The following is a 12,543-nucleotide window of genomic DNA, read 5'->3' as shown; positions in this document are numbered from 1 at the left end:
CATCGACCCTCCGTCATCGACTTCTCGATGGCCCGAATCCGCGGAGGAGATCCCCGCGCCGCCTCCTCGGCGACTATTGGGACAACTGCCCGAGAGAGTGCGACACGCCCTGGTCGAGCCGGAGACGCTGGCGGCGGAGTCCGTCGACGAGCCGGATGACAGGCTGTCCATCGCGGATCTGATGCGTGGACAGAAGCCGGTCCCGCTGGAGGCCCCGCGCGTGAAAAAGGTTCCGCGGCCGATGGCGAAGGCCGCGCCGCGACCCCCGGTCGCGCAAGGCGTCAGCGAACGGCTGTCCGACCGCATCCCCGCCGGCGAACAGCCCCGCCCGCCGCTGGATCTGCTGGACGCGCCGCGCAAGACCGGACGTGGCTACTCCGAGGAACAGATCGAGGATCTCTCGCGTCAGGTGGAATCCAATCTGGCGGATTTCGGGGTCGAGGTCCGGGTCGTCGCCGTCTACCCCGGCCCGGTGGTCACGCTTTTCGAGATGCAACTGGCCCCCGGCATCAAGGCCAGCAAGATCACCGGACTGGCCCGCGATCTGGCACGCGCGCTCTCCACCGTCAGCGTGCGGGTGGTCGAAATCATTCCAGGCAAACCGGTGGTCGGCATCGAGATCCCCAACAAAGAGCGCGAAACGGTCTTCCTGCGCGAAATCTTCGCCTCCGCGATCTACCAGGATGCCACCTCGCCGCTGACCCTGGGCATGGGCACCAACATTTCCGGTCTGCCGGTGGTGGTCGATCTGGCGCGCATGCCGCATGCGCTGATCGCGGGCACCACCGGTTCCGGCAAGTCGGTCGCCATCAATGCCATGATCCTCAGCCTGCTCTACAAGGCCGGGCCGGAGGACGTGCGGCTCATCATGGTCGACCCCAAGATGCTGGAACTCTCGGTCTACGAGGGCATTCCGCACCTGCTGACACCCGTCGTCACCGACATGAAGGAGGCCGCCAACGCCCTGCGCTGGTGCGTCGGCGAGATGGAACGCCGCTACCGGCTGATGGCCAAGCTCGGGGTGCGCAACATCGGCGGCTACAATCGTCAGGTCGCCGAGGCCGAGGCCGCCGGCGAGCCGATTCCGGACCCGATCCTCGGCGCCGATTTCGACCTGGAGTCCGGCGTCGCGGTGCCCACGCTCGGCCATCTGCCCTATATCGTCGTCATCATCGACGAACTCGCCGACATGATGATGGTCGTCGGTAAAAAGGTCGAGGAACTGATCGCGCGACTGGCGCAGAAGGCGCGCGCCTCGGGCATCCACTTGCTGCTCGCCACCCAGCGCCCCTCGGTGGACGTGCTAACCGGTCTGATCAAGGCCAACATCCCCACCCGCATCGCCTTCCAGGTGTCCTCGCGGATCGACTCGCGCACCGTGCTCGATCAGATGGGCGCCGAGCAATTGCTCGGCCATGGCGACATGCTCTATCTGCCGCCGGGCGGCAATATCCCGCAGCGCGTGCATGGCGCCTTCGTCGACGATCACGAGGTCCATCAGGTCGTGGATTTTCTCAAGCAGCAATACGGCGCGCCGAGCTACCTCGACGATGTCCTGCGGGAGCCGTCCGAGTCGCTGCCCGGCATCGACCCCGAGCCGCGCGGCGAGACCGAGGATACCGATCCGCTGTTCGACGAAGCGCGCCAGATCGTGGTGGAGAGCCGCCGCGCCTCCATCTCGGGCGTCCAGCGTCGGCTCAAGATTGGTTATAACCGCGCCGCCCGCATGATCGAGGAAATGGAGCGCATCGGCATCGTCGGTCCAGCCGAGACCAACGGTAACCGCGAGGTTCTGGCCCCGCCGCCGGTCGAGGATTAAAGGCGATTTCCGAGAAAGTCTCTACCAGTAAGCAACGAACGCAACACCAGGAAACCCGAGCATGTCCCTGTTCCCCACCACCAACCGTCCGACGACCGGTTCACGCCCCTATCGCGCGCGCGATCCGCGCCGGCAATCCTGGCTCATCGCCGTCATCCTGCTCGCGCTTGTCGGCGCGGCCAGCGCCGACGGAGCGGATCGGGTCAATGCCTACCTCTCCGACCTGAACAGTCTCCAGGCGGATTTCGAGCAATACACCTTCAACGCCGACCACACCCAGATGCTGGAGGCCCGCGGGACGCTCTATCTCCAGCGCCCCGGCCGTTTCCGTTGGGAGTACGCCACCCCCACGAAGCAGGTCATCATCGCCGATGGCAAGCGCGTCTATCTCCACGACCTGGATTTGAAACAGGTCTCGCATCAGAATCAGGACCAGGCGCTGCGCGGAACGCCGGCGCTCCTGCTCGCGAATCCCGGCCCCATCGAGCAGCATTTCAAGGCCCGTCCGATCGACAGCACGGATGGGCGCGACTGGGTGGAACTCATCCCCAAGGATCAGGACACGGACGTGGTGCGGATCGACATCGGCTTCGGCAAGGACACGCTCGACAGTCTCATCATGCAGGACAGCTTCGGCCAGGAAACCCGGCTCAACTTCACCGGGGCTCGGCGCAACACCAGCCTCAACGCCGAGCTGTTCGAGATCGATCAGCGTAATGTCGACGATTTCCTCCAGATCGATTGATTGATTGAAACCGCGCCAGAGCGATCTGTGCTGTTTCCAAGTTGACCCAACCTTGCCTAAATCCATTGGCGTCTGCGTGGACGCGGTTTCAATGACGAAAGAGATTGATGCTGACTGGCTCGGACGGGACCGCGCCAATGCGCCAGCAACACCTGTCATGTTGGACGCGGCTCGGCCATGATCGCGGGCTCGGAGGACGCGCCGCTCGCGGACCGTATGCGCCCCGCAACCCTGGATGGATTTATCGGACAGGCGCATCTGCTCGGTCCCGGCAAGCCATTGCGTCGCTCCATCGAATCGGGCCGATTGCATTCCATGATCCTCTGGGGTCCGCCGGGCACCGGCAAAACCACGCTGGCGCGCCTGATCGCGCGTCAATCAGGCGCCCATTTCCTCAACCTGTCGGCGGTGCTGGCCGGCGTCAAGGAGATCCGCGAGGCGGTCGCCGAAGCCCAGCGCGTGCGTCGGCTGGAGCAGCGCGGCACGCTCCTCTTCATCGACGAGGTCCATCGCTTCAACAAGGGTCAGCAGGACGCCTTTCTGCCGCATGTCGAAAACGGCACCCTGACCTTCATCGGCGCGACCACCGAAAATCCCTCTTTCTCGCTCAACAACGCGCTGTTGTCGCGGGCGCGGGTCTATGTCCTCAAGGCGCTAACGGTCGATGACCTCCGGCACGTCCTGACGCGCGCGCTCGCGGATCCGACTCATGGGTTTGGCGAACAACCTCTGGTTCTGCCCGACGAGGCTGCCCAACTTCTGGCCCAGACCGCCGATGGCGACGCCCGCCGCGCCTTGAATTTGCTCGAACTGGCGGTTCAGTTGACGCCCGGCGAGCGCATCGAGAATGCGACCGTCGCCGAGGTCATCGCCGATCCGGTGCGTCGTTTCGACCGGGGCGGAGACATCTTTTACGATCAGATCTCCGCCCTGCATAAAGCCGTGCGCGGCTCGGCCCCCGACGCCGCGCTTTACTGGCTGGCGCGGATGATCGATGGCGGTTGCGATCCGCTCTACCTCGCCCGCCGCGTGGCACGCATGGCCAGCGAGGACATCGGCAACGCCGATCCGCGCGCGCTGGATCTCGCCATGAATGCCTGGATTGCGCTGGAACGGCTCGGCTCGCCCGAAGGCGAACTGGCGCTCGCCCAGGCGGTCGTCTATCTGGCCTGCGCCGCCAAGAGCAATGCGGTCTATACGGCCTGGAAAGCCGCGCTGGCGGACGCACGCGGTTCCGGCTCGCTCGACGTGCCGGTGCATCTGCGCAACGCGCCTACCAAACTGCTGAAGGAACTCGGTCATGGTCGCGCTTATCGCTACGCCCACGACGAGCCAGAGGCTTATGCCGCCGGCGAGGTCTATTTCCCCGAGGAATTGGGCGAACGCCGCTACTATGACCCCGTGGATCGGGGTCTGGAGATTCGCATTCGCGAGAAGCTGGAACGGCTCAGGGCACTGGATCGGGCGGCGGGACGAGACGCATAGCCGACGTGGTCAGTACCCGCCAGCCTTGAAGCCATGGATGCCGCCGGAAACCCATTGCGTTTCCCCGAAGCCGTTCATGGTTCGACCCTTCGGCTCCGCTCAGGATTCACCGCGAACGGGCTCATCGCGAACGGCTTCACGCTCGGAGTCTCCGGATTTTCTGGAGATCGCTTAATCCCGCCCCCCTCGCCGCAGTCCTCCTTGACGCCTTGGCGCGATCGGAGAGGTTGGCTCGGATGGCGGCGAACGCCGAATCCCAGGTCCGAACTTGCGCGGCCGTGGCCGTTCCGGCACGCTCAACCCGGCCAGGGCCAGCAAGGCGGTCTGTTCTTCATCGTTCAGAGGACGCCAGTTGCCGGTAAAGAGACGTCGCCCCAGTTCGATATTGCCGTAGCGGATGCGGATCAGCCGGCTGACGGTGCAGCCGGCGGCCTCCCACAGTCGGCGCACCTCGCGGTTGCGGCCCTCGCGCAGCACCACGTTAAACCAATGGTTCGCGCCCGTGCCGCCCTGGTCGGTGACGGCGTCGAATTTGGCCGGACCGTCCTCCAATTCAATGCCCGTCGTCAGGCGTTCCAGGGTACCGTCGGGAATCTCGCCGAGGATGCGCGCCGCGTATTCGCGCTCGATCTCGCGCGACGGGTGCATCAGACGATTGGCAAGTTCGCCATCGTTGGTGAACAGAATCAGGCCAGAGGTATTGATGTCCAGCCGGCCCACGGCGATCCAGCGCCCCTCCTTCGGTCGAGGCAGGCGCCGAAAGACGGTCGGCCGATCCTCCGGGTCGCGCCGGGTCACCAGTTCGCCCTCGGGTTTGTGATAGGCAATGATCTGCGGGATGGTCTCGCGCTGGCGCTTGAGCTTCACATCGCGGCTGTCGATGCGGATACGGTCCGCGCTGGTCGCGCGATCGCCAAGTTTGGCCAAGGCGCCGTTCACCCGGACCCGGCCCTCGGCGATCCAGCCCTCGATCTCGCGGCGCGAGCCCAGGCCGGCCTCGGCCAGTAGCTTCTGAAGTCGCACCGCCTCCTCGTTGGAGGGATACAGCGGCGGACGTCGGTCGTTTTTCATAAAAAATCACGCTCGCGCGGCGCCTCCCCAGTTTAGTCGGGGGAAACACCGCGTCCTCATTGAAGAGTTGTCTGACAGAAATGCCGAAACCGGGGCCGGCACGGGAAGCCATGCCGAGTCGAAGAGACATCCTAACATGCCGAAAACCCGATAGACGCGGAGCTTTGCACCAGGCAACACGCCTAGATCTCCGCACGGGGCGTGGCGAGCGACGCATGGGTCTCGGACTGCGCGATCGCCGACTCGATCAGCAGCAGGAAATCCTGCTCGTCGCGCACCCCCGCGACATCCACCGAGGAGACCGTGTAGCCATGCGGCCGCGCGATCGCCTCGTAGCGAGGCACCCGCGAGTGGAACAGACGCGGAAAGACCCAGCGCGTGAAGGCATCGGGGGCGATTTCGGCGACATAATCCAGACCATGCTCGGCCAGATAATCCTTGAGCGCGGCGCGCAGAAACTCGGGCCGATAATAGAGCGGCTTGGGATCGGCCTGGGCGCGCTCGATCAGCTTGATTTCGTCCGCCTCCGGGACGCGAATATAGAAAATCAGGCTGTGCCGGGCGAGCAGATCGATGACGCGCGGCTCGTCGAGTTCGCACAGACTGCCGCCGACATCGTTGACCAGATGAGGATAGCTGTAGATCTCGCGCGCCTTGCGCACGAAATCGGGCACATCGAGCATGGCCGCGATCTCGGCCTCGCGATAGAGCGCCTGACGCCGGCTGAATTCCGCCAGCGGCAGGCCGCCCAATTCGGGATTGCCGAGCTTGCCGATAAAGCTCAGGACCGGCCCCAGATCGTGAATCTTGATGATGTTGCGGATCGTGATCCAGTCGCGGCGCAGCAGATCGCGCAGGAAGGGATCGCGCATCGCCTGCGCCTTGATCAGATCCAGGATCGGCTCGTCGAGATACCGGGTGCCGATGCGATAGTCGCCCGAGTAATGGAACCAGTCGCTGTTGCGCAGCATGGCCGAGAGATAGGTCTTGCCGACCCCGGACATGCCGAGCAGGGTCACGCATTTATGCTTCCAGGCGCGGAATTCGTCGACCGTGAACTTCAAGGATGAGACTCCAGCAAAGGGCGAGACGTCAGTCGTCGAGGGTTTCGATGGTAATGCAGCGCGCGCACCGCTGACTAGCGGTCTGTCTGGGCCGCCTTAGGACGCCCGCGCGGATAGACCGTGGTCCGGAAGAAACAAGGCGGCCGCCGCCGCGGGCGCGGAGGGGAAATAGAGATGCAGATAGCTCGCGCGCAGCGAACCATGGCGATAGAAGAGCTCGCCCGCCCGCCCGTCGCTCTGACGAATGCTGGCCGCGACCGGCGCGACCGTCGTCTCCATGGTCGAGTGATGGAAACTGTGTCCGCGCAGGCAGCCATCCGCGGTCGTGAGCGACTGCATGCCAAGACCAGCCAGACGCTGACGCAGCTGGCCGCGGCCCGGGAGCAGGCCCGCCATTTCCGCCGTGTTTCCCGATTTGTCGGTGAGCCGGTCGAGCAGATAGAGCATGCCGCCGCACTCGGCATAGAGCGGACGGCCCTCGGCAAGATGCCGCGCGAGCGCATCCTTGACCCCGGCGTTGGCCGCCAGGGCGTGCAGATGGAGTTCGGGATAACCGCCGGGAAGATAGATGGCGTCGGCGCTGACCTCGGGGTCGGCGAGCGGCGAAAAGAAGCTCAACTCGGCGCCCAATGCCTCCAGCAGACGCAGGTTGTCGGGGTAGAGGAAGGAGAAGGCGGCGTCGCGCGCGATCGCGATGCGTCGTCCGGCTAGCCGCCCCGGCAGGACCGGCCATTCGGCGGGCGGCGCGAACCGGATCGGCGCGGGCAGCTCGGCCAGGGCGGTGTCGCCGATCCGCTCCGCGATCAGGTCGAGACGCGCCTCCAGGTCGGCGATCTCCGACGCCTGGACCAACCCCAGATGCCGGCTCGGCAGTTCGGCCTCGGCCAGTCGCGGCATGCCCCCCAGATAGCGCAGCCCCGGCGGCAATCCGCCCCGGATCATCGCTTCGTGACGCGGACTCGCGACCCGATTTGCCAGGATGCCAGCGAAGCTCAGGGCTGGACGATAGGTCGCGAGACCCAGCGCGAGCGCGCCGAAGGTCTGACCCATGCCGCGCGCGTCGATCAGAGCCGCGACCGGAATCCCGAAGGTCTCGGCCAGATCCGCCCCGCTCGGCAGGCCGTCGAACAGGCCCATCGCGCCCTCGACCAGGATCAGATCCGCCTCGCCGGCGGCCTCCCAGAGCTTGCGGCGGCAGTCCGATGCGCCGACCATCCAGAGATCGAGCGGCCCGACCGTCGCCGCGCTCGCCCGACTGAGGATCATGGGATCGAGGAAGTCCGGGCCGGTCTTGAACACCCTCACCCGTCGCCCTCGGCGATGGTGATAGCGCGCCAGACCGGCGACCAGGGTCGTCTTGCCCTGTCCTGATGCGGCGGCGGTCAGGAAGAGGGCCGGACACTCGCGCGGCGCGGGATCCGAGAGGGACGGTTTTGGCTCTGGCATGGGCATGGGTCGACGTAGGATCGAAAAAGCGGTCGTTGAGGGTGTTACACGCTCGAACTTTAGGCCACCGAATGGCCAAGCGCCAACAGGCAGTATCGGCTGTTTCGATTGGTTTCGACGATCACGGGCACGTATCGCTCAACCGCGCCTCCCGTGCCTCCCAGCGGGCATCCTGCCGACCAGTCCGGGCGCGTCAGACCAGCCTGGGCGACCTGGCATCGGGCAGACTCGGCACCACTCGCGGCACCAGCCGCCCGGCTTTGCCCGCGCTCATCATCACGATCTGCCGATCCTGGTTCGGCCCATGACTGACATGGATCGGCAGGTCGTCGCCATAGAAATACAGCCGATCGAAGGGCGTATTGGCGACGATCCAGCGGGCGACCTCCAGCATGCTCTCGTCCTCGACGATAAAATCGACCGCCGCGCCCAGCCGCTCGCACACCGGCTTGCCCAGGCGGTTCAGTTCATGGGCGGCGTGCTGATCGCGCCGGGGATCGATGCGACCGGGGATCCGGCGGGCGAGTTGGGGCGAACAGAAACCGTAGGTCAGACGGATCATCCCGAAGTAGTCGATCACCGGATCCAGCACCCGTTCCGCCAGCTCCAGCAGTGCGTCGTAGCTCTCGGGCTGTTGGGGCAGATTGGGCAGCCCCGTGCTGGCCTGAGTCTCGCCGCACGCGATGAGTTGCCGGAAGGTCAGAAAACGTCCGCAGGGGGCGTCCAGCTCGGCCAGCGTCCGGGGGCGCGCCAGATCGAATCCGGCGAGGATCCAGCGCCGCCGGGCCAGCGTCTCCAAAAACGCCGCGGGCGGCGGACCATGGCCGGTCGGATCGCACAGACCCAGGGCATCGAGCGTCTGCTCGAACGCGACCTGCTCGGGGTAGTTCGGAAACTCCTCGTTGAGATAGCGCGATTTGCGGAAGAGATAGGGCGGCGCGTATTCCTCGCCATAGGCGAAATACTCGATATCCAGATCGCGCAGTTTGATCTTGACCCGCTCGATCAGGCGCGGCAGCGGCTGGCCCGCGAAGTCGTCATAGCGCATCAGGCTGACCTTGCCGGAACCGATGTGGATCTTCACCAGATCGGCGTGACGGGCGTCGCCATAGAGCACGGCGGCGCAACCCACATAGATGCGCAGCAGCGGCGGCAACCGCTCGACCAGACTCGCATGCAGTTGCAGCGACTGGCCCGGATCGAGCCAGCCCAACCCCTGTTCGGCGGCCTGCCGACACGCCTCGGCGAGCGACTCCACGTCCGCGATGCGGAACAGCAGTTCCAGCGCCTGCGCCTGCGCCGCGGCATAGTCGCCGAAGAACGCCTTGATATCCTGTTGCAGCCCGCGTTCCAGATGACGGTAGGGCTTGCGCCGCGCGAACTGCATCAGGGCGAAATAGACCGTCAGATCGGCGGCGCGCGCGGCGGCGGCCTGCTCGATCTCAGCCGGATCCTGCCGCCCCGCCAGAAAACGCAGCGCCTTGGACAAGGAGCCGAAGCCTTCGGTCAAGGCGAGCGGATCGTCCACCTCGGACAGGTCCGGCGGACGTCCCAGACTCAGCCAGCGGTCCCAGAGGCGATCCAGTGGCTCCCGCAAGGCGGCGTATCGTTCCGCCGCACGATCCCGCCGCGGCTTCCCTTCGGCTGCGCTCGGGGCATGCCCTTCCTGGCGCGGGGAACGGCGTAGGTTCCCGTCGGCTCCGCTCGGGGAACGGCGTTGGCTGGCCCTGAGCGGCGCCGAAGGGCGGTAGCGGTTGAGCAGAAATCGCTGCTCGGCATCCTTGTCCCGAAAGACATACAGCACGCCCGGCGCGACCGGGATGGCCTCCTCATCGAGCGCCTGCTCCAGCCACGCCTTGATCTCGGCCTGACTGAAATACCTCTGGAAGGTGCCGCGCCGGGTCATGACGCCGTCGCGAAAGCGCTCGCCGCGCGGGGCATTCTGGTTGGCGAGCATCACCGAGACCACCAGCAGCCGCTCCGCCAGCGACCAGGCGCGGGTCAGCGCCGCCAGACGCTCGTCGACGTCCTCGATCACATTGATGACGAAGCCGAGATTGACGAGATCCGCCGACTGAATCGGTTGATCCGACGCATGAAAAGGATCCCAGCCGGCGGCGTCCAGGCCGTTCTCGACCAGCCCCCGCACATCGTCGCCGCGCCCGCAGCCATAGTCGAACAGCCGATAGCGGCCATCCAGAAACCCGTGGCGCGCCAGCGACTGCACCGGCGCCGAAAAGCCGTAGCGCGTCAGCGCCGTCAGATGGCGCGACGCCTGCCAGCCGGCAGGCGCCGGAGCCGGCTCCTCGTCGTCCCGGTCCGAGTCGTCGTTGCCCAGCGGCACCAGCGCATGACCCTCGATGCGATAGCCCTTCTCGCGTACCAGCGCCTGCCACTGGTGGCGGTAGCCGATGCGTTTGACGTCGTCGAACAGACCGATGGACTCGCAGGTCGCGGTGAGCGCGGCAGACGCTTCGCGCCGCGGGTGATCGGCGGGCAACAGCAGTTCCTTGCGATGCAGGATCGGCGGATTGCGCGAATCGGCATAGGTCCGATAACTCACCGTCGCGCGCTCCAGATCCACCAGCCAACTCTCGCGCAGCGCCGGAAAGGGCTCCTCGTCGAGTTCAGGGTAGTTCAGCAGGGCGATGCAGGGGCCGGCGTCATCGATGCGCACCAGGTTGAAGTCCGTCCGCCGCTCGCGTCGGGCCAGTCGCTCGGCCTCCGCCACGCGCGCCGCCGTTGCTGGATCCAGCAGAGGCAGGACATCGACATGGACATAGGTGCGACCGCCAACGACCTTGCTCGGAATGGAACTCATTGTGCAGTCACCGAGGTTAAAGGTTGCCGCTTAACGCGTCTGCCGACAACAATCCTCCAGAAATTGCCGCATCTGCTCCAGGAGCGAAGCATGGAAGCCTCGCAAGGTCTCTAACCTTGCCACATGCTCGAACGGATCGCATTGGACACGGCGCTCCAGTAACTCCCGAGCCGATTCATGCAACTGCCGATGGGTTCGCGCAATTGACTGAAAGGTCGTCTGCGAACCATAGCTTACCGTGCCCTCGAGCGCGATCCATTGCCCGAGATGACAATTGTGAATATCAAACCGCGAGGTGCCCGGACCCTCTGCCCGACAGTGTTCTTCGATCGCGCGCATCCAGGCGCGGTGCTCCACGATCGCAAACAAAAGCGGGAGTTCCTCGCGGCGCAGCGGCGGCTGACAGGTCCAGAGTCGATCAGGCCGCCAGTCACGCACCCAGTGCGGGATAGACTCGCCGGACATGGGTCTGGCGATGACATACCCCTGCGCCAGTTCGCAGCCGAGTTGCAGCAGGATCTCGCCTTGCTCCAGACTCTCCACCCCTTCGGCGAGCGCCTGGTGATGAAAGGCGGCGGCCAGGCCCAGGACACTCTCGACGATCGCCAGATCTTCCGGATCGTGGAGCATGTCGCGCACGAAACTTTGGTCGATCTTGAGCAGACTGACCGCCAGGCGTTTCAGATAGGTCAGCGAGGAATACCCGGTGCCAAAATCGTCCAGGGCACAGAGCACGCCGATCTCCCGGCAGGCATCGATCACGGTCGAGACACGGGTCAGATCTTCCTGCGCACTGGTCTCCAGCACTTCCAGCTCAAGGTCGTTCGGGACGATGTCCGGATGGGCGAGCAGGCGCGCGCGCAGAGACTCGACAAAGTCGGTCTGCCGCAACTGGCGGGCGCCGATATTGACACTGACGGGGAGATTCAGACCGCCCGCGCGCCAGTCGTCCATTTGGGTTAACGCCGTCTCGATGACCCATTCGCCGAGATCGATCGCCAGCGGGTGATCCTCGATCGTCGGCAGAAACAGCGCCGGGGCCAGCAGGCCGCGTTCCGGATGCTGCCAGCGGATCAGCGCCTCCACGCCGATGACCGCGCCGCTGCGCATGTTCACCTTCGGCTGATAATGGAGGATAAATTCGCGTTCCGCCAACGCCTGACGGATCCGTTCCAGGTTGGCGTGATGACCGCGGAGACTCTGATCCTGCTCGGCGTCAAAGAAGCAATAGCGATTTTTTCCCGTCAGCTTGGCCTGATACATGGACTGGTCGGCCTGGCGCAGCAGTTGGTCCGCGTCGACCTCCTCGGACTGCGGGTAGAAGGTGACGCCGATGCTGGCCGAGACCTGTAGGGTAAGACCATCCACCGGCACGGGCTGGGCCGCGGCCATGAGCAAGCGGTTGAGCATCGGCACGCTGCCCATCTCATCCCCCAGATCGACCAGCACGGCGACGAATTCGTCGCCGCCCAGACGGGCCAGGGTGTCGCCCTCGCGCAGACTCTGCTTCATGCGCCCCGCCACGATCATCAGCAATTGGTCGCCGGCTTCGTGCCCGTGGGTGTCGTTGATGGCCTTGAAACCGTCCAGATCGAGATAGGCCACCGCCAGGCGTTGCGCGCGCCGCTTGGTCTGCGCCATGGCCTGAAGCAGACGGAAGGAGAGCAGCACGCGGTTGGGCAGCGTGGTCAGCGCATCGTAATGGGCAATATGTTCGAGCTGACGTTGATGCTCCTTGAGCGCGGTAATGTCGGAAAACAGGGAGACATAGTGCTGGGTGCCGCCCTGTTTGTCGCGCACCGCGCTGATGGTTTGCCGCTGGGCGTAGACCTCGCCGTTCTTGCGCCGATTCCAGATTTCGCCGCTCCAGTGGCCAACCTCGATCAGGGTGCGCCACATCGACTCGTAGAACTCGCGTCCCTGTTGCCCCGAGGTGAGCAGGCGCGGATTGCGGCCCAGCACTTCGTCGCGGGCGTAACTGGTGATGCGGGTAAAGGCGTCGTTGACGTCAATGATCGTCCCATCGGCGGTGGTGATCATGATGCCTTCGCTGGCATGGGTGAACACGCTGGCGGCCAATCGCAGGCGGGAT

General features: G+C 65.2%; 8 protein-coding genes. 3 read left to right on the top strand and 5 right to left on the bottom strand.

The features are described 5' to 3' along the window. From QZY07_RS06210 to QZY07_RS06200, 3 genes are all read left to right on the top strand, one after another. A partial coding sequence (locus tag QZY07_RS06210) for a DNA translocase FtsK (RefSeq protein WP_295400714.1) occupies positions 1-1,819 on the top strand: 1,819 nt, incomplete at its 5' end. A gap of 61 nt (positions 1,820-1,880) precedes the next feature. Next, positions 1,881-2,564, top strand: coding sequence for an outer membrane lipoprotein chaperone LolA (lolA, locus tag QZY07_RS06205; RefSeq protein ID WP_295400713.1), 684 nt, complete (start codon positions 1,881-1,883; stop codon positions 2,562-2,564). A gap of 177 nt (positions 2,565-2,741) precedes the next feature. Continuing rightward, complete coding sequence (locus QZY07_RS06200; RefSeq protein WP_295400712.1) at positions 2,742-4,049, top strand: replication-associated recombination protein A; 1,308 nt, start codon at positions 2,742-2,744, stop codon at positions 4,047-4,049. Positions 4,050-4,220: 171 nt separating this feature from the next. On the opposite strand, the gene rluB is transcribed toward QZY07_RS06200, so the two are convergent. From rluB to QZY07_RS06175, 5 genes are all read right to left on the bottom strand, one after another. Beyond that, on the bottom strand, positions 4,221-5,120 hold the full coding sequence (gene rluB / locus QZY07_RS06195) for a 23S rRNA pseudouridine(2605) synthase RluB (RefSeq protein WP_295400710.1): 900 nt from the start codon (positions 5,118-5,120) through the stop codon (positions 4,221-4,223). A 182-nt stretch (positions 5,121-5,302) separates the two neighbouring features. Further along, on the bottom strand, positions 5,303-6,184 hold the full coding sequence (locus QZY07_RS06190) for an ATPase (RefSeq protein ID WP_295400708.1): 882 nt from the start codon (positions 6,182-6,184) through the stop codon (positions 5,303-5,305). A gap of 96 nt (positions 6,185-6,280) precedes the next feature. After that, positions 6,281-7,636, bottom strand: coding sequence for a cobyrinate a,c-diamide synthase (locus QZY07_RS06185; protein WP_295400706.1), 1,356 nt, complete (start codon positions 7,634-7,636; stop codon positions 6,281-6,283). Positions 7,637-7,823: 187 nt separating this feature from the next. Continuing rightward, complete coding sequence (locus QZY07_RS06180; protein WP_295400704.1) at positions 7,824-10,451, bottom strand: DNA phosphorothioation-associated putative methyltransferase; 2,628 nt, start codon at positions 10,449-10,451, stop codon at positions 7,824-7,826. A 30-nt stretch (positions 10,452-10,481) separates the two neighbouring features. Then, positions 10,482-12,543: EAL domain-containing protein (locus QZY07_RS06175; RefSeq protein ID WP_295400702.1), on the bottom strand; the 2,062-nt coding region annotated here is incomplete at its 5' end.

It is taken from the genome of uncultured Thiocystis sp. (genome assembly GCF_903866365.1).
Lineage (GTDB): Bacteria > Pseudomonadota > Gammaproteobacteria > Chromatiales > Chromatiaceae > Chromatium.
The sequence above is the reverse complement of the archived record's forward strand: the minus strand, read 5'-3'. Positions and strand labels throughout refer to the sequence as shown.

Excerpts from the sequence above, each read along its gene's own strand:
- QZY07_RS06180 (WP_295400704.1), bottom strand. The coding sequence starts at position 10,451 with ATGAGTTCCATTCCGAGCAAGGTCGTTGGCGGTCGCACCTATGTCCAT.
- rluB (WP_295400710.1), bottom strand. The coding sequence starts at position 5,120 with ATGAAAAACGACCGACGTCCGCCGCTGTATCCCTCCAACGAGGAGGCG.
- QZY07_RS06185 (WP_295400706.1), bottom strand. The coding sequence starts at position 7,636 with ATGCCCATGCCAGAGCCAAAACCGTCCCTCTCGGATCCCGCGCCGCGC.
- QZY07_RS06200 (WP_295400712.1), top strand. The coding sequence starts at position 2,742 with ATGATCGCGGGCTCGGAGGACGCGCCGCTCGCGGACCGTATGCGCCCC.
- lolA (WP_295400713.1), top strand. The coding sequence starts at position 1,881 with ATGTCCCTGTTCCCCACCACCAACCGTCCGACGACCGGTTCACGCCCC.